The 16,116-nt window shown below is 68.0% G+C and carries 18 protein-coding genes; 14 read left to right on the forward strand and 4 right to left on the reverse strand.

The window, feature by feature from the left end:
* Positions 1-83 precede the first annotated feature (83 nt).
* Positions 84-1,112 carry an alpha/beta fold hydrolase gene (locus C5O27_RS06840; protein ID WP_127962259.1) on the forward strand — a complete coding sequence of 343 codons (1,029 nt, stop codon included), beginning with the start codon at positions 84-86 and terminating at the stop codon, positions 1,110-1,112.
* Between the two features lie 64 nt (positions 1,113-1,176).
* Complete coding sequence (locus C5O27_RS06845) at positions 1,177-1,833, forward strand: TetR/AcrR family transcriptional regulator (RefSeq protein ID WP_127962260.1); 657 nt, start codon at positions 1,177-1,179, stop codon at positions 1,831-1,833.
* Here the strand turns inward: C5O27_RS06845 and C5O27_RS22710 are convergent.
* Positions 1,830-1,985 carry a hypothetical protein gene (locus tag C5O27_RS22710; RefSeq protein ID WP_164905309.1) on the reverse strand — a complete coding sequence of 52 codons (156 nt, stop codon included), beginning with the start codon at positions 1,983-1,985 and terminating at the stop codon, positions 1,830-1,832. The two genes, C5O27_RS06845 and C5O27_RS22710, sit on opposite strands and share 4 nt — an antisense overlap.
* A 199-nt stretch (positions 1,986-2,184) precedes the next feature.
* Between C5O27_RS22710 and C5O27_RS06850 the strand changes: the two genes are divergently transcribed.
* From C5O27_RS06850 to C5O27_RS06865, 4 genes are all read left to right on the forward strand, one after another.
* Positions 2,185-2,829 (forward strand): hydroxyethylthiazole kinase, encoded by a 645-nt coding sequence (locus tag C5O27_RS06850; protein WP_127962261.1) that lies wholly within the window; start codon positions 2,185-2,187, stop codon positions 2,827-2,829.
* Between the two features lie 64 nt (positions 2,830-2,893).
* The gene (locus C5O27_RS06855) at positions 2,894-4,270 is read left to right on the forward strand and encodes an LLM class flavin-dependent oxidoreductase (protein ID WP_127962262.1); all 1,377 of its coding nucleotides are present in this window, start codon (positions 2,894-2,896) and stop codon (positions 4,268-4,270) included.
* Positions 4,267-5,148 (forward strand): sulfurtransferase, encoded by an 882-nt coding sequence (locus C5O27_RS06860; RefSeq protein ID WP_127962263.1) that lies wholly within the window; start codon positions 4,267-4,269, stop codon positions 5,146-5,148. The genes C5O27_RS06855 and C5O27_RS06860 overlap by 4 nt, the downstream gene beginning before the upstream one ends.
* A 133-nt stretch (positions 5,149-5,281) precedes the next feature.
* A complete protein-coding gene (locus C5O27_RS06865) occupies positions 5,282-5,947 on the forward strand; it encodes a GntR family transcriptional regulator (protein WP_042375186.1) in 666 nt (221 codons plus the stop codon).
* A gap of 7 nt (positions 5,948-5,954) precedes the next feature.
* On the opposite strand, the gene C5O27_RS06870 is transcribed toward C5O27_RS06865, so the two are convergent.
* Positions 5,955-6,668: a cutinase family protein gene (locus tag C5O27_RS06870; RefSeq protein WP_127962264.1), complete on the reverse strand. Its 714-nt coding sequence runs from the start codon at positions 6,666-6,668 to the stop codon at positions 5,955-5,957.
* Between the two features lie 161 nt (positions 6,669-6,829).
* Between C5O27_RS06870 and C5O27_RS06875 the strand changes: the two genes are divergently transcribed.
* The 5 genes from C5O27_RS06875 (at position 6,830) to C5O27_RS06895 (ending at position 11,182) form a co-directional block, all read left to right on the forward strand.
* Positions 6,830-7,213 carry an SRPBCC family protein gene (locus C5O27_RS06875; protein WP_208651448.1) on the forward strand — a complete coding sequence of 128 codons (384 nt, stop codon included), beginning with the start codon at positions 6,830-6,832 and terminating at the stop codon, positions 7,211-7,213.
* A gap of 133 nt (positions 7,214-7,346) precedes the next feature.
* Positions 7,347-8,624: a hypothetical protein gene (locus C5O27_RS06880; RefSeq protein ID WP_127962266.1), complete on the forward strand. Its 1,278-nt coding sequence runs from the start codon at positions 7,347-7,349 to the stop codon at positions 8,622-8,624.
* Positions 8,621-8,974, forward strand: a complete 354-nt coding sequence (locus C5O27_RS06885) for a hypothetical protein (RefSeq protein ID WP_336619258.1) — start codon at positions 8,621-8,623, stop codon at positions 8,972-8,974. The genes C5O27_RS06880 and C5O27_RS06885 overlap by 4 nt, the downstream gene beginning before the upstream one ends.
* A 57-nt stretch (positions 8,975-9,031) precedes the next feature.
* A complete protein-coding gene (locus C5O27_RS06890) occupies positions 9,032-9,544 on the forward strand; it encodes an alpha/beta fold hydrolase (RefSeq protein ID WP_127962267.1) in 513 nt (170 codons plus the stop codon).
* 153 nt (positions 9,545-9,697) lie between these two features.
* Positions 9,698-11,182, forward strand: coding sequence for a DHA2 family efflux MFS transporter permease subunit (locus C5O27_RS06895; protein WP_127962268.1), 1,485 nt, complete (start codon positions 9,698-9,700; stop codon positions 11,180-11,182).
* Positions 11,183-11,222: 40 nt separating this feature from the next.
* Here the strand turns inward: C5O27_RS06895 and C5O27_RS06900 are convergent, their stop codons facing one another.
* On the reverse strand, positions 11,223-11,642 hold the full coding sequence (locus tag C5O27_RS06900; protein ID WP_035752906.1) for a DoxX family protein: 420 nt from the start codon (positions 11,640-11,642) through the stop codon (positions 11,223-11,225).
* Positions 11,643-11,927: 285 nt separating this feature from the next.
* Here C5O27_RS06900 and C5O27_RS22715 point away from each other — a divergent pair, with 285 nt between their 5' ends.
* From C5O27_RS22715 to lon, 3 genes are all read left to right on the forward strand, one after another.
* Positions 11,928-12,071 carry a hypothetical protein gene (locus tag C5O27_RS22715; RefSeq protein WP_006359874.1) on the forward strand — a complete coding sequence of 48 codons (144 nt, stop codon included), beginning with the start codon at positions 11,928-11,930 and terminating at the stop codon, positions 12,069-12,071.
* A gap of 68 nt (positions 12,072-12,139) precedes the next feature.
* Positions 12,140-12,745 (forward strand): VOC family protein, encoded by a 606-nt coding sequence (locus C5O27_RS06905; protein ID WP_127962269.1) that lies wholly within the window; start codon positions 12,140-12,142, stop codon positions 12,743-12,745.
* A 131-nt stretch (positions 12,746-12,876) separates the two neighbouring features.
* Positions 12,877-15,219, forward strand: a complete 2,343-nt coding sequence (gene lon / locus C5O27_RS06910; protein WP_127962270.1) for an endopeptidase La — start codon at positions 12,877-12,879, stop codon at positions 15,217-15,219.
* Positions 15,220-15,276: 57 nt separating this feature from the next.
* Here lon and C5O27_RS06915 read toward each other — a convergent pair whose 3' ends face one another.
* Positions 15,277-16,095, reverse strand: coding sequence for a DUF1353 domain-containing protein (locus C5O27_RS06915; RefSeq protein WP_127962271.1), 819 nt, complete (start codon positions 16,093-16,095; stop codon positions 15,277-15,279).
* Positions 16,096-16,116: the final 21 nt, after the last annotated feature.

The raw sequence follows: 16,116 nt of genomic DNA on the forward strand, positions 1-16,116 counted from the left end.
AACTGTTGGAACATTCAACGCTGGTTTGTATCATTGAACCGGTGCTGTGACGTGGCTTACAGCAATGACGCCGGGAGGCCGAGATGAACGCAGGTGGAGGGATCGGCGCTGCACGATTGGCGCTGACCGGACTGGTACGACCGGCTGAGGCCCGTCGCCGGCTGCGCAATCAGCAGTTCGAGAACGCGCTGTACAACTCGCGTGCGCCCGAACGCGCCTCCTGGGCCCTCACCGACGACGGTGCCCGGCTTCGGGTCCACCACTACGGTCCGGCCGATGCTCCGGTCCTGGTCCTGATCCACGGCTGGTCGTGCTGCATCGAGTATTGGAACCCACAGATCAACGCCCTCGCCGAGCGTTACCACGTCATCGCCTATGACCAGCGGGGCCACGGGGAGAGCACGTGGGGCGGCCGCACGTTCGACGCCGACGTGCTGGCCGACGACCTCCAGACGGTGGTCGACCAGTCCGTGCCGGTCGGGTCGAAGGCCGTGTTCGTCGGCCACAGCATGGGCGGCATCACCGTGCAGTCCTGGGCGTACCGTCACCGCGACCGGGTCGAGGAACACGCCTCCGCGCTGGTTCTCGCGAACACGACGTGGGGCGGGATCGTGGACGAGACACGCGTCCTGCCGCTGCTCAACAACCTGTGGAAGGCGCCGGCATGGCTCCCGCAGGCAGCCCTCTCGGTGCCCTTCCCGCTGCCCGGCGGCCGGTTCGCCCGCAGCCTTGTCCGGACCCGCATCCTCAACGGCCGGTCCGCGACCGTCGACCACGCCGCCTTCGTCCTCGCGATGACACGCTCCTGCGACCCGGCCGCCCGCGCGAAGGCCGCGGTCGGGCTCACCCGGCTGGCTCTCGGACCCGTGGGTGCCGAGGCGATCACGGTGCCCACCACGGTCATCGGTGGACGCCATGACCTGTTGCTGCCGCACGCGATGACCCAGCGCATCGCCCACACGCTCTCGATCCGGGGCTACCTCGACCAGCTCGTCGTGCTCGACACCGGTCATGCCTCCAACATCGAGGCGGCAGACGACTTCACCGCCGAGATCCATCGGGTCATGTACTCGGCATCGACGCCTCCCCGGTTGGAGGGTGCCGCGAGCTGAGCGGCCGGGTCTTCGCCGAGCGGCAGGGTCGAGGGTGGGTTCGCAACGGATACCATCAGCGTCCATGCCACCCGTCGAAGCCGGTCGGCCGCCGGTTACTGCGGCGGCTGCCGCCCGCCGCGTGAACCGTCGCGGCCAGGCCACCCGCGAGGCGATGCTCGACGCCGCGATCAGTTCGCTGGCCTCGGGTGACCCCGCGTCGGTGTCGGGCAACCGCATCGCCAAGGACATCGGCGCCACCTGGGGTGTGATCAAGTATCAGTTCGACGACATCGACGGCCTCTGGGCGGCGGTGCTGCACCGGACCGCCGAACAGCGTGGCGACCTACCTGTCAGTGTGAAACCCGAAGCGCCACTGGGCGAACGGGTGGAGGCGATCATCGAGCTCATGTACGAGGGACTGACCGCGCCGGAATCCCGCGCGATCGAGACACTGCGGGCCGCCTTGCCGCGCGATCCCGACGAACTCCGGCGACTGTTCCCCAAGACCGCAGCCGAGTTCGCCTCGTGGGGGCCGTCCTGGACCGAATCCTGTCAGCGCGCCTTCGCCGACCTCGACGTCGACCCGGAACGTGTCCGGGAGGTCGCGGCGTTCCTGCCCGGCGCCATGCGAGGTCTGGTGTCGGAGAAGCAACTGGGCAGCTTCCAGGATCAGGTGCTGGCCCGCCGCGGACTCGCGCGGGCGATCGTCGCACTCCTCGCCCCTGCCCGGTTCGGCTAGCCTCGCCAGGCGTCCGAGGTCCGCGAGACGACGGTCTCGACGGTGAGTATCACGACGCACAGCATGGCGACCGTGCCCGGGATGAAGACCAGCAGGAGGACGGCGAACACCGACAGGAGCACTCCGAGGTCGTCGGGTGTGAGGTCACGCATGGCATCCATCGTCGCCCAGGTCGGGGCGGATCGGAGTGAGGCCGCGTGGCTCGTTTCAACCCGGCGTGAATTCAAGTACGACCTCGCTGGCGAACTCCGCATCCAACTGTATACAACTAAATGCAGTTGTCGCCGTGCGATCACCTGGCGTCGTGAATCGGGCATCCCAGACTGGATCAACCAAGGAGTGAAGGTGGAGATGGAGACGACGACCATCGAGTCGTCCGAGGTGAAGACAGCCATCGCACGCCTTCGGGAGAAGGCGCCGTTCGTCTACGGCCTCACCAACTACGTCGCGGCGAACCTGAGTGCCAACGTGCTCCTCGCGCTGGGTGCCGGCCCCGCCATCGGGTCAGCGCCCGGGTGGGCCGCTGCGTTCCCCGCCGGTGCCGGCGCCGTCTGGATCAACGGTGCGGCCCTGATGTCGTCGGTGACAACCGACGAGCTCGACGAGGCGGCCGCGACGGCGCACAAGGCCGGTACTCCATGGGTGCTCGATCCGGTGGCGATCGGTGCCGGCGCGAGCGAGTACGACGCGATCCTCGCGTCGCTCGCCCGGCGTCTCGACGCGGTCGTCGCGGTGTCCGGTGAGGTCGACTATCTCTGCGACCCGGCGGGTCGCGCGACCGCCGTCCCCGGTGGCGACGCGAAGATGCCGCAGGTCACCGGGACCGGATGCAGTCTGGGTGCACTCAGTGCGGCATTCTGCGCTGTCGTCGATCCGTTCACTGCCGCGGCGGCCGCACATGCGGCGTTCGCAACCGCCGGAAAGCGGGCCGGTGAGCGTGCGACCGGCACCGCCTCCTTCGCCATCGCCTTTGTCGACGAACTCTCCCTCCTCTGACGCCGACCGCCTCCGACGTCTGCCGAACCGCCCATCGCCGATCACTCGCAAAGGAGCGAATGAGATGCCCAGCAAGAAGATTCATCTGGCCGCGTTCATGAACGCCGGTCCGCAGGGGACGGTCGGTTGGCGGCACCCGGACGCCGGTGACGGTTTCCTCACCGCCGAGCACTACCAGCACATCGCGCGGGTTCTCGAGGCGGCGCGCTTCGACATGGCGTTCGTGCCCGATGCGCTCGCCGTACCGCGCAGCCTGGGCGGCTCCTTCGCTCCGGCCGTCAGATTCGGTTCGGGCACACCGCGTCTGGACCCGATGACGGTTATCACGCTGATGAGTTCGGTGACCACGAAACTCGGGGTGGCCGCGACGATGTCGACCGGCTACCAGGAGCCCTACAACCTCGCTCGCAGCATGGGCACCCTTGATCACCTGAGTGGCGGTCGCGCCGGGTGGAATGTCGTGACCAGCTTCCAGGATGCGGAGGCGCAGAACTTCAACCAGGACAAGCTTCCCGACCGTGAGGAGCGCTACGCGCGAGCCGAGGAGTTCCTCGAGGTCACCACCCGATTGTGGGACTCCTGGTCCGACGACGCGTTGATCCGAGACAAGGCGTCGGGCCGCTTCGGTCATCCCGATCAGGTGGAGGCCATCGATCACAAGGGTCGGTTCTTCCGGGTTCAGGGACCGCTCGGCGTCCCGCGCCCGCCGCAGGGCTATCCGGTCATCGTCCAGGCCGGCGCGTCGCCGACGGGCCGTGACTTCGCCTCTCGCTGGGCCGATGTCGTGTTCTGCGGTCACGAGTCGCTCGACAGTGCGGTCGCCTTCTACCAGGACATGAAGCAGCGCGCGGCAGCCCACGGTCGAGATCCCGAGCAGCTCAAGATCCTGCCCGCCGCGACCACCGTCGTCGGCACCGACTACCGCGATGCGATGGCCAAGCACGAGGCGTTCTTCGATCTCGTCGACCACGAGGCGGGCCTGTCTCGACTGGCCTATCACGTCAACGTCGACCTCACGAAGTACGACCTCGACGGTCCGCTGCCTTCGCTCGAAGTGGTTGGTGTGGAAGGCCATTACCGCGAGGTCGTGGAGTTCGCCGAGCGGGAGAACCTGTCCGTCCGCGAGATCGGGCGCTGGTACGGCGCCCGCACCGAGGGCAACATGATCGGCTCGGCCACCGACATCGTCGACACGATGGAACAGTGGCTCGACGCCGGTGCGGCCGACGGTTTCATGATCCAGGCGACGCACGTCCCGGCAGCCTTCGAGGACTTCGCCACCCTCGTGGTGCCGGAACTGCAGCGGCGCGGGCTGTTTCGCACCGAGTACGAGGGCGACACCCTGCGCGAGAATCTCGGTCTCGCGCGCCCCGAACGCGGTGAATGGCGCAACCGCGCCAAGAGCGTCGCCGACGCCGCAACTGGTGGGGCAGGTGCGTGACCGGTACCGAGACCGCCCTCGTGTCCGCCGGATGGCTTCATCGCCGGCTGGATTCGACGATCGTCCTCGACGCGAGTGTCGAACGCTCGGTCGACGACAACGGGCAGACCGTGTTCGCCCCCGGTGGTGAGGTGTTCCGCACCGCCCTCATCCCGGGAGCGCGGTTCGCCGACCTTTTCGCGGTCTTCTCCGATCCCGCGGCGGCGGTCCCCTTCACGCGGCCGACTGTGGCGCAGATGGCCTCGGCGGCACAGCAACTGGGCATCACGCCGTCGGACGAGATCGTGGTCTACGACCAGCTCAGCGGTGCGTATGCGGCGCGGGTGTGGCTGGTGCTGCGGTCCTTCGGGTTCGACCGGGCCAGGGTGCTCGACGGCGGTTTCGCCCAGTGGGTGGACCAGGGGTACCCGGTGGCCGATGGCGATGCATCGGGTGAGACCACCGAACCGCGCATCGACGTCCACCTGCGCGATCTCACCGGCCGGGCATTCGCCGACCTGGACGAGGTCCGGGCGGTGGCCGTCGACGAACAATCGTCCACGACGCTCGTGTGTGCGCTCCGCACCCCCGACTACACCGGTGAGTCCGGCGGCGCGCGTCCCGGCCACATCCCCGGCAGCGTGAGCGTGCCCTACCCCGACCTGCTGAACGACGACGGCACGTTCTCGACCGACCGAACCCGAAAGGCACTGCGGGCATCCGGGATCGACGCCGGTTCCGAGGTGATCCTCTATTGCGGCGGCGGGATCAACGCGGCCGGAGCCGCCTTGGCGTTTGCCGAGGCCGGATACCCGCTACCTCGTGTCTATGACGGATCGATGAGTGAATGGCGCGCTCATCCCGAACTCCCGCTGGTGACGGGTCCGCATCCACGATGAGCCCTGTCGCGCCCGGACACGGCCACCGGCTGGGAGGCCCACCGCAACACGTGCGGTGTCACGGCCGGTCTGTCTGCGAGGATCGAGGGGTTCGTCTGCCCGCCCCGCACGACCCCACGGAAGGTGACCGCCGATGAAGAGCGCCCGCGACGCGGTCTACGAAGCGCTGCACGAGCGGCTGACGCACGGCCACTACCCGGCCGAAGCGACACTGATCCCGCAGGCGTTGAGCGAGGAGTTCGGGGTGTCGCGGACTCCTGTTCGGGAGGCGTTGGGGCTGCTCGAACGCAAGGGACTGCTGGTCGCGGCGTCTCGGGGTTTTGTCCTGCGCATCCGCGGCGACGAGGAGATGCTCGAGATCTTCGAGGTGCGGGCCATTCTCGAGTCGAGTGCGGCCGCGGCGGCCGCTGAGCGTCACACGCCGGTCGACATCGCACGACTCAAGGAAGCGTTGGCGCTGAGTTCGAACTACACCGAACCCGCCGATATTCGGCAGGCGCTCAACGTCTTCCACGACTGTGTGCTCCGCGCCGCACACAACCAGACGATCTACGACATGGAACGAGACCTGCGCGACCAGATCAAGGTCAGTGCACCGTGGTTCACCCCGACCGGCCGCGAGAGCTTCGAGAGTTCGGTCAGCGAACACGAGCAGATCCTGTCGGCGATCATCGGCGGATCGGCTGAAAAGGCTCGGTTGCTGATGCTCGAACACCTGAATCACGACAGGGACGTGCGTATCTCGCAGCTGGTCTCCCGGACGATGGGCGGCGTCGCGGGGGAGAGCTCCGCTCCCTGAGCGGCAGTCAGGCGCGTCGGGCGACGAAGCGCGCGGCGTCGAGCGTCATGCCGTTGACCGAGTAGAGCGTGTGCAGGGCGTTCGGGCCGCCGACCGGCGAGCCGTCGCAGATGGTGTCACCGGCGACGCAGTAGCGCACCGTCTTGCCGCGGTAGGGGGTCGACACCCGCACCGGGGGCGCTCCGATGTCGGTGATGAAGCGATCCGACGGGGCTCCGAAGAAGACGATCGCCGCAACGTTGCGCGAGAGGGACGCCGGCAGCGGCGGCGGGACGAAACGGTCGTAGGCGGCGTACCGCGCCGGCAGGTCCAGGCCGGCGTGGACCGCATACCCCGCGACGACGGCGCCCTGGGAGTAGCCGCCGAGAACGACCTTGGTGCCCGGGCACTTGGCGGACAAGTACTTCACGCGGTTCTGCGTGGTGCGGACCCCGTCGGCGACGGTTTGGGCGAACTTCAGGCGGTTGCCGAACTGGTCACTCGCCGGGTACGGGACGCCGTAGGCGGCCACCGACTTGCCCGGCAGCTGGCTCCGAACGGCCTCGACGAACGACAGACCGGTCAGTCCCAGCGGTGGCGCGGGCTCGATGGTCCCGCGTGCGAACACGACCTCGACGTCGGGGCAGCCCGGCCTGGCCTCGGCCGCCGGGCTCCCGGCGATCACCGACCCGGCGACGGCCGCGATCAGGGAGGCGGCGACGATGCCCAGTCTGGTGATCATGCCTGTCGGCCGGGTCGTTCGTGGGTTCGCGTCGTGGTTCATTCTGATCCCGTCGGTGGTGGAGTCGCTCGTCGTCACGGTTCGCATGGGGTGACCCCCGTAGTCGTGACCATTCCAGGTTCCCCGTCATGTGTGCCACCAAACGCGGAATACTGTTCGCCATGCGGAGTCGTCATGTGAGCACGGTGATCGGTGCGTCCGCCGACCTGGTGTACGACTTCGTCTCCGATCCCGGCAATCTCCCGAAGTGGGCGGCCGGACTCGCGAGTTCCGAGGTCGTCCGACGCGGCGACGACCTCCTGGCCGAGTCGCCGATGGGCACCGTGACGGTCCGGTTCGTTCCGCGGAACACTCTCGGGGTCGTCGACCACGACGTGATCCTCCCGAACGGCGACACCGTGCACAATCCGCTTCGCGTGCTGCCCCATCCGGAGGGGGCCGAGGTGGTGTTCACTCTGCGGCAGCTGGCGATGTCCGACGCGGAGTTCGACCAGGACACCCGCACGGTGGAGGAAGACCTGGAGCGCCTCAGGGCGCTGTTCTGAGAGCTTCCTGCCAGAATCTTGGTCCGGCCGAACGTATTTCGGGGGATTCCTCCCGATTTACCGATGTCGAATTGCCGTCTGACTACATCAACGACTAGATTCCCTCCAGTTATACGAATGTGATTCGGCCGTGATGGTCGGGGGCCTGAACGGGAGCGTCGTGACCAGGGTCGTACGGGTGTCGGTCTGCGCGGCGGTGACAGTTGTCGTCGCGCTCGGTTCGCTGGTCGGTGGGGGTGCGGCAACCGCCGACTCCCTCTCGCGGTATCTGAACCTGCCGCTGGTCAATCGTGATGCGTCGCAGGGGCCGGGCGGTGTGCACCCGGCGCTGCCGACGGATGCCAGCACTCTGCAGCGGTTGGTCGACCAGGCCCGCGATCGCGGACTCGACCCGTCGTCGTATGAGGCGTTGCTGTTCCAGTACTGGCTCGTCGAGACCACGACTCGCGCCGGCATCGACCTCGCATCGTGGAACCCGCGCGACGGCGTCGGCGCCAATCATCAGAATCTGCTGAAGTCCTACCGCTACTACGAGGATCTGCAGCTCGCCCATCGCGAACTGCAGTGGGCCGGGATGGGCGGCCTGGTCGGCGGCGACTTCGGCGGTGGCCTGCTCGACTACAAGGACGCCACCGAGATCTTCGAGTTCAGCCGGCTGCAGCCCGTCGCACACGCGATCGTGGCCCGCGCCAACGAACTCGCGGGACCGCAGGCGGTCAACAGTCTGCCGGGCGGACTGCGCGCGCTGGCTCGCGTGGGCGCACAGATCACCGCCGACGATCTGCGCCAGGTCCAGGGCCAGATCCTGGTGATGCAGAAGAACATCTTCTCCGACCTGATGCCGATGCATCGCGCGTACGTCGTGGGCGGCCTGTCCGCGCTCCGGGAGATGAACGCCGCGGGCCTCTTCGACGACGAGATCATGCGCGCCTGGGAGGGCATCGCCTCCAAGGAACCCGCCGCGGTCGCGGCCGGCAATGCCCGACTGCTGCAGCGTGAACAGGGCGAGGTCATCGCGAAGCAGTGGGACGCCACCCGCAACTACAAGGGCGACGTCGGCGAGGCGATGACCTACGGCAGCACCGTGGCGGCCGCGCCGTCGGTTGCCGGTGTGGTCCCGCCGCGCGACATCCGTCTGCTGACGGTGCCGGGCCGTGCGCCCGACGGCCGTAAGGTGATCGTGAGTCTTCCACTGCCGGAATGGAACTGGTCGGTCTACGAGGACCGCTGGGTCTACATCTCCACCGAGCTTCTGCCGAAGTTCCGCAAGCAGGTCGAGTACAACTGGCCGGCACTGAGCGCAGCCATGAGGGCTCCGTACTTCGAGCAGATGGAAACGCACCGACCCACCCGTATTCTGCTGCCGCTGATGCAGTCGGTCCTGACCTCGATCAAGGTGACCTACCAGTGATCTCATCCTTCTCGCGCATCTCCCGACGCGCCTCGCTCGTGGCCGTGCTGGTTCTGGTCCTGTCGGGTATCGGATTGGTCGCACCGGCCACCGCCGCACCCAACCGGACGCCGGGCCTCGACGAGGTGTTGAACGGCTTCGTCGTCGGCGCGCTGCGCGACGGCCGTCTCGCCAGCCCTCAGGAGGTCATCGATCCGCTCGTCTCCGGCGACCCCTTCTACGCCGAGCCGCGTCTGACCGGCCGCGAAAAGCCCAGCATGGTCCGGTTCCTCACCAACCTCTACGGCTGGGGCACCGACCTGTTCGGCATGCAGACCGTGGACTGGCTGGCCGAGAAGCTGGCGAAGTAGCCGACCAAGGCGGGTGAGTGCCGGTGAGAAACCGCCTCGCGGCAGGTCCTTACCCGTATGACCCCACAACGACTGCTGTTCATCCACGGCGCGGGTGGTTTCACCGACGACCGCCGGATCGCCGACGGTCTCGGGGACGCCCTCGGCCTGTCGGTCGACATGCCTGAGTTTTCCAGTGGCGACATGTCCTTGCAGGCCTGGGCGGATCCGCTGCGCACCCGGTTGTCGACGTTGGGCGCCGACGACCTGCTGGTCGCGCACTCGTTCGGCGCGACGATCCTGCTCCATGTGCTGGCCGAGCCGGGGTACGCCGGACCGAGACGCGCCGTCCTCCTGGCGATGCCGAACTGGGGGCCGGACGGATGGGACGTCGACGAGTACGACTTCGACGGACAACCGCCGCGCGGCGTCGCGCTGTCCCTGCACCACTGCGTCGACGACGAGGAGGTCCCGATCGGGCACCTGGACCTCAACGCGGCACTGCTCCCGGACGTGCAGCTGCACCGCTACGAGACCGGCGGTCACCAGTTCGTCGGGCAGGTGGACGCCGTCGCTGCCGACGTGCGATGACCTGCCGCCACCGGTCGACCTCACGTCGACTGCCAGACCTCGATCGAAGTCTGCCCGTCGAGCTGACGTCTGCCCGCGCCGGCGGTGGTTGCGCGTACGCGTTCCGGCCCCGACCCTGGGTAGACAGCGACCCGAGGCGTCGGGAAGGCAGGCATGACCGCGAACCGTCCGGCGGATGCAGTCCCAGGCGGGATACCGGCTGCGTCGACGGCGGGCCGATGGCTGATCGTCGCGGCGGTCCTGGGGTCCGGCGTCGCATTCCTCGACGGCACGGTCGTGAACGTCGCACTGCCGGCCATCGCACGTGACCTCGACACCGGACTCCGGGGACAACAGTGGGTGCTCGACGGCTATCTGCTGACCCTGAGCTCACTCCTGCTGCTGGGCGGTGTCGCCGGCGACCGCTATGGCCGTCGGCTGGTCTTCACCGGCGGCCTGGCGATGTTCGCGGTGGCGACGATCGGCTGCGGAATGGCCCCGACCGTCGAATGGCTGGTGGTCGCCCGGCTCGTCCAGGGTGTCGCCGCGGCGGCCGTCGTGCCCGGCAGCCTGGCACTGATCAACGCGGAGATCGCGCCCTCGGATCGTGGTGCGGCGGTGGGGTTGTGGGCCGGGATGTCCGGTGCGACCAGTGCACTGGGGCCGTTCGTCGGCGGCTGGCTCGTCGACGCGGCGTCGTGGCGCTGGGCGTTCTTCCTGAGTGTGCCTCTGGCGTTGGGTGCGCTGGTCATCGCGATCAGACATGTGCCGGAGTCGCGCGATCCGTCTGCGCCGAGGCGGCTCGACGTCGCGGGAGCCGTGACGATGACCCTCGGTCTCGCAGGCGTCATCTACGCGCTGATCGAGGGCCCGTCGCGCGGGTGGTCGACCGGAACGATCGTCGCGGGCCTTGCGGGTGTGGCGGTGCTTCTCGCGTTCGCGGTCATCGAGACGCACGTGCGGTCACCGTTGTTGCCGCTGAGACTGTTCCGCTCGTCGCAGTTCACCGGCGCCAACCTGACGACGCTGCTGGTGTACGCAGCGCTGGGCGGAGCGCTGTTCCTGCTCGCTCTGCAACTGCAGCAGAGTCTGGGCTACTCGGCCTTCGAAGCGGGCGCGGCGATGTTCCCGAGTACGTTCATCATGCTGTTCGGGTCCCCACTCGTGGGAAGGCTCGCCCAGACCACCGGGCCGCGGCTGCCGATGACCGTCGGCCCGCTCATCGCCGCCGGCGGCTTCGCGTTGATGGCGCGCGTGCAACCGGGCACGGACTACCTGGCCCAGGTGCTGCCGGGCGTCCTGCTGTTCGGGCTCGGCATGACGGTGACCGTCGCGCCGCTGACCGCGGCCGCGCTGGGAGCGGTCGACGACGCCCTCGCCGGCACCGCGTCGGGCGTGAACAATGCGGTGGCTCGCGTCGCCGGGCTGCTGGCCGTGGCGGTGTTGCCCGCGGTGGCCGGGATCGACGCCGGGCCCGGCGAGCCGCTCGGCGACGGATTCCGGACGGCGATGTACATCTGCGCGGCCTTCTGTGCCGTCGGCGGGCTCGTCGCCGCGCTGACGATCAGCTCCGGTGCGGGCTTCCGGCCGCAGGTCCGGGCCGGGGTGGACACCGCCTGTCAGGACGCCTGCACCCGTGAACGCGCAGCCAACTCATAGCTCGAAACCGCGGTGACCGCGGCTTCGAGCTACAAGACGGTTAGTCAGAACGCTTCCCGGTTCCAGCCGCGATCGCCCACAGCACCAGTACGGGTTGGAAGAACAGACGCGTCAGGCGCTTCTGGTCGGAGTCGAGACCGAAGGCGTCGATGTGCTCGACGTACTGATGGATGTTGCCGGGGAACACCGCGACGAAGAACGCCGCCACGATCCACGAGACGATCTTGCGGTGCCGCGGCAGGGCGATGAGCGCCGCACCCAGCGCGATCTCCACCCCACCCGACGCCAGCACCACGAAGTCCTTGCTGAAGGGAACCCAGTCGGGGACCTGCGCCTGGAACTCCTCGCGCTGCGCGGTCAGATGACCGATGCCGGCGATCGCCAGGATCGCTCCGAGCGCGATCCGGGCGATCGCGCGCCCCAACGGCTGACGGGCGGTGGTGGGGGACAGGATCGACATGCAGGCTCCTCGGATGGTGACGTGTGCGTTGCGTTCCCGGTGGTTCGTGGCCGTTGCGGTCAAGGACTGGCCGGGAGGGCGATTTGTCTGACTCATCCTTGGGCGGCGACAGTCGAAATTTGGTCGCGGTACCTAGTAAATGTGTGATACATATGTGATCCCGGACACTGTCGTCCGGGATATTTGTCCGCACGGAGGTCAGCCCATGCCCCTCGACTCGATGTCGGTCCGCCGACACCCGTCCATCGTCCACTCGTTCGCCACGACGCGCCTCGGAGAACGGTCATGACGCTGAAGTCGGTGTGGGATGCGCTGAAGGCTTCCGCGGGAGTGGTCATCACGGCGGCGGCGTTCGCCGTCGCGCTGGCGGTACTGGTCGTCGCTCAGGTCGTCGTACTCGCGACCCGCCTCGTCGACCTTCCCGGCTGAGCGGCCCGCCTGCTGATCGGTCAGGAATCGAGAAGCGGAGGCAGTTCGACGCCCCATAGCGTCGAAGCATGACGAACATCAACGCACTCACCCTCGAAGTTCCCGACCTCAGCACGGCGGAGGTCTTCTACGACAAGGCTTTCGGACTCGGCGACCGACTTCGGTTCCGAGTAGCCGAATCACCCAGCCAAGGCTTCCGCGGCTTCGTGATCTCGCTCGTGGTTGCCGACCCGACGGTCGTCGACTCCTTCCTCGAACCCGCGGTCGACGCCGGCGCCACCGTGCTCAAACCCGCCAGAAGGTCCTTCTGGGGCTACGGCGGCGTGGTCCAGGCGCCCGACGGCACGATCTGGAAGGTCGCCGGCTCGTCGAAGAAGCCGACCGGTGCACCCGCGCGCAGGGCCGACGACCTGGTCCTACTCCTCGGCGTCGACGACGTTGCCGCCACCAAGCAGTTCTACGTCGAGCGTGGATTCACGGTCGGGAAGAGTTACGGCCGCAAGTATGTCGAGTTCGAGAACGACCCGGGCTCGGTGAAGCTCGCGCTGTACGGCCGCAAGGCCGCGGCGAAGGACGCCGGCGTCGACCCTGCGGGGGCCGGGTCGCATCGGCTGGTGGTCGGCGGCGACGCCGGGCAGTTCAGCGACCCGGACGGATTCACCTGGGAGTGTTGAGCCCTCGGTGGCATCACCACTGGGCGGCGCTCGCTCGTTGACCTCACCCCGTTCGCCCCTGGCATAAATCAGTCGGGAACAAACTTCCAGCCATCTCAGTTGAGCCGATCAGACTTAACTCTGGAGGTTTCATGTCCCAAGCTGATCAGTCCAAGACATATTCACTGCCGGTCCTCTTCGTCCCGGACGTCGTCGTCCTGCCCGGCATGGTCGTGCCGATCCCGCTCGACGATGCAGCTCAGGCCACCGTCGACGTCGCCCGGGCGAGCGAGAGCGGAAAGCTGCTGGTCGCCCCGCGCCTAGACGACCGGTACCCCACGTACGGGGTGATCGCCTCGATCGTGCAGGTCGGGCGCATCCCGGGCGGCGGTCTGGCGGCCGTCGTCAAGGGTGAGAAGCGTGCGCAGATCGGGGCGGGAACCCCCGGTCACGGGGCCGCGCTGTGGGTCGAGGCCACCGAGGTCACCGACCCCGAGGTCACCGATGAGGTGCGGACCCTGGCCGGCGAATACAAGAAGCTCGTGCTGGCCATGCTGCAGCGCCGCGAGGCGTGGCAGCTCATCGACGCCGTCAACAAGATGTCCGACCCGTCGAATCTCGCCGACACCTCGGGCTACGCGTCCTGGCTCACCGACAAGCAGAAGCGCCAACTCCTCGAGACGCCGGACACCGCCGCGCGGCTGCGGCTGTTGATCGAGTGGACCGGCGACCATCTCGCCGAGTCCGAGGTCAGCGAGAAGATCGCCGAAGACGTCCGCGCGGGGATGGACAAGCAGCAGAAGGAGTTCCTGCTCCGTCAGCAGCTCGCCGCCATCCGCAAGGAACTCGGTGAGGACGAGCCCGAGGGGGCGGACGACTACCGGTCGCGCGTCGAAGAGGCCGACCTGCCCGAGAAGGTGCGCGAAGCCGCACTGCGCGAGGTGGGCAAGCTCGAGCGCGCCAGCGACCAGTCGCCCGAGACCGGGTGGATTCGCACCTGGCTCGACACCGTCCTCGACCTGCCGTGGAACACGCGCACCGAGGACTCCACGGACATCAAGGGTGCCCGCGAGATCCTCGACGCCGACCACCACGGCCTCGACGACGTGAAGGACCGGATCGTCGAATACCTGGCGGTGCGTGCCCGTCGCGCCGAACGCGGCCTGCAGGTTGTCGGTGGACGCGGATCGGGTGCCGTCATGGTGCTCGCCGGCCCGCCCGGCGTCGGCAAGACGTCACTCGGTGAGAGCGTCGCCCGGGCACTGGGGCGTAAATTCGTGCGCGTCGCCCTCGGCGGTGTGCGCGACGAGTCGGAGATCCGCGGTCACCGTCGAACCTATGTCGGTGCACTGCCCGGCCGCATCGTGCGCGCCATCGGCGAGGCTGGCTCGATGAATCCCGTTGTGCTGCTGGACGAGATCGACAAGGTGGGCTCGGACTACCGGGGCGACCCGGCCGCGGCGCTGCTCGAGGTCCTCGACCCCGCGCAGAACCACACCTTCCGCGACCACTATCTCGATCTCGACCTCGACCTGTCCGACGTCCTGTTCCTCGCGACCGCCAATGTCATCGAGAACATCCCGTCGGCCCTGCTCGACCGCATGGAGCTCGTCACCCTCGACGGCTACACCGAGGACGACAAGGTGGCCATCGCCCGTGACTACCTGCTGCCCAGGCAGGCCGAGCGTGCGGCACTCACCACCGACGAGGTGACCGTGACCGACGCGGCGCTCCGCGAGATCGCGGCGAACTACACCCGGGAACCCGGTGTGCGACAGTTCGAACGGTTACTCGCCAAGGCGTTGCGCAAGGCAGCCACCAACCTCGCTCAGGAGAGTGTCACGGCACCGATCACCATCGACGAGCCCGACCTGCGCGACTACCTCGGCCGGCCCCGGTTCACCCCGGAATCGGCCGAGCGGACCGCAGTGCCCGGTGTCGCAACGGGTCTCGCCGTCACGGGAATGGGTGGCGACGTCCTCTTCATCGAGGTCAACGCCACCGACGGCGAGCCCGGACTCAAGTTGACCGGCCAGCTCGGCGACGTGATGAAGGAGTCGGCGCAGATCGCGCTGTCTTACGTGCGGGCGCATGCCGAACAGCTCGGCGTCGACCCCGAGTCGCTCAACAAGACCGTCCACGTGCACGTTCCGGCCGGAGCGGTGCCCAAGGACGGTCCGAGTGCGGGCGTCACCATGGTCACCGCGCTGGTGTCGATGGCGACGGGCCGACGGGTGCGCGCCGAGGTCGGCATGACCGGAGAGGTCACGCTGAACGGTCGCGTCCTGCCGATCGGCGGGGTCAAGCAGAAACTGCTTGCCGCACAGCGCAACGGGCTGAAGACCGTCTTCATCCCGCAGCGCAATGAGCCCGACCTCGACGACGTGCCGGCCGAGGTCCTCGACGCCCTCGACGTGCGTCCGATGACCGACGTCGCCGAGATCGTCGCGCAGGCTCTGGAACCCGCAGCAGGAGAACAGGTCAACGCGGCCTGAGGCAGATACAGGAGCGGGGCATCGTCCGGAACAAGCCGGACGGTGCCTCGCTTCTCGTCATCGAAGCCCCACCGTGCGGGCGGTCCACTCCAGCACGCGGTACACCACCCAGGCGAGACTCGTCACGGCAGCGGCAGGCACCAGCCATAACGCGCCGACGGCCGCGATCAGACTGGCGGCCCACTGGCGTCCCCACAGTGGCGCGGCGACGAGGATCATCAACAGCGCCACCACGAGCGACCAGCCCGGCGACGACACCGGCCACGGCCAGTCGACCAGAAGCGCGCCCGCGGAGCCGACGGTCGCGGTGATCCCCACCACGCTCAACAACAACCACAACACGATGCTCCAGCGACGGTAACCACCTGCAACCCAACGGGTCCGGAGTGCCACGGCCGACCACATGATCCAGCGCTTCAACCACGGGACCCCAGAGGTTCGCATCATCTCCCGGAAGAACCGGTCGGACAGGGTGTCGCTGCCGAGCGCGCCCGAATTGACGGTGTCGGTGATGAGTTCGTCGTGGATCAACGCAGCGAGGGAGTGCCTTCCGTACGAGTCCTCGAACCAGCGCATGAAACGCGGCACCGATGCCAGGTCTGTCGGATTGTCCTCGCGCGGAACGAACGTCCGGGCTTTGTCGATCGCCGCACGGGCCTCCGGTTCCTCCATGTCACCGCGAACCAGCTTGGTGAGCAGGTCGTTCTCGACGACCTCGTCCGAATATCGAAAGGTGTTGAGGACGACGAATTGTCGCTCGTTGATCTGGACGACACCGACGCTGCCTCTACCGGTCGGGTCGTCGACCTCGAATCCCGAGGCCGGTGCCACGCGCCAGGGCGCCCACCGTGTGACACTCGATGTGGTCTCGCCCATCTCGACCTCCCGACATCGGAA

This window comes from Gordonia alkanivorans (assembly GCF_004011905.1).
GTDB lineage: Bacteria > Actinomycetota > Actinomycetes > Mycobacteriales > Mycobacteriaceae > Gordonia > Gordonia alkanivorans.

Bases quoted from the DNA above. Each gene is read 5' to 3' on its own strand.
- C5O27_RS06855 (WP_127962262.1), top strand. From the start codon at position 2,894: ATGCCCAGCAAGAAGATTCATCTGGCCGCGTTCATGAACGCCGGTCCG.
- C5O27_RS06850 (WP_127962261.1), top strand. From the start codon at position 2,185: ATGGAGACGACGACCATCGAGTCGTCCGAGGTGAAGACAGCCATCGCA.
- C5O27_RS06895 (WP_127962268.1), top strand. From the start codon at position 9,698: ATGACCGCGAACCGTCCGGCGGATGCAGTCCCAGGCGGGATACCGGCT.
- C5O27_RS22710 (WP_164905309.1), bottom strand. From the start codon at position 1,985: ATGCGTGACCTCACACCCGACGACCTCGGAGTGCTCCTGTCGGTGTTC.
- C5O27_RS06870 (WP_127962264.1), bottom strand. From the start codon at position 6,668: ATGATCACCAGACTGGGCATCGTCGCCGCCTCCCTGATCGCGGCCGTC.
- C5O27_RS06890 (WP_127962267.1), top strand. From the start codon at position 9,032: ATGACCCCACAACGACTGCTGTTCATCCACGGCGCGGGTGGTTTCACC.
- C5O27_RS06880 (WP_127962266.1), top strand. From the start codon at position 7,347: ATGGTCGGGGGCCTGAACGGGAGCGTCGTGACCAGGGTCGTACGGGTG.
- C5O27_RS06900 (WP_035752906.1), bottom strand. From the start codon at position 11,642: ATGTCGATCCTGTCCCCCACCACCGCCCGTCAGCCGTTGGGGCGCGCG.
- C5O27_RS06845 (WP_127962260.1), top strand. From the start codon at position 1,177: ATGCCACCCGTCGAAGCCGGTCGGCCGCCGGTTACTGCGGCGGCTGCC.
- C5O27_RS06840 (WP_127962259.1), top strand. From the start codon at position 84: ATGAACGCAGGTGGAGGGATCGGCGCTGCACGATTGGCGCTGACCGGA.
- C5O27_RS06915 (WP_127962271.1), bottom strand. From the start codon at position 16,095: ATGGGCGAGACCACATCGAGTGTCACACGGTGGGCGCCCTGGCGCGTG.
- C5O27_RS22715 (WP_006359874.1), top strand. From the start codon at position 11,928: ATGACGCTGAAGTCGGTGTGGGATGCGCTGAAGGCTTCCGCGGGAGTG.
- lon (WP_127962270.1), top strand. From the start codon at position 12,877: ATGTCCCAAGCTGATCAGTCCAAGACATATTCACTGCCGGTCCTCTTC.
- C5O27_RS06875 (WP_208651448.1), top strand. From the start codon at position 6,830: ATGCGGAGTCGTCATGTGAGCACGGTGATCGGTGCGTCCGCCGACCTG.
- C5O27_RS06865 (WP_042375186.1), top strand. From the start codon at position 5,282: ATGAAGAGCGCCCGCGACGCGGTCTACGAAGCGCTGCACGAGCGGCTG.
- C5O27_RS06905 (WP_127962269.1), top strand. From the start codon at position 12,140: ATGACGAACATCAACGCACTCACCCTCGAAGTTCCCGACCTCAGCACG.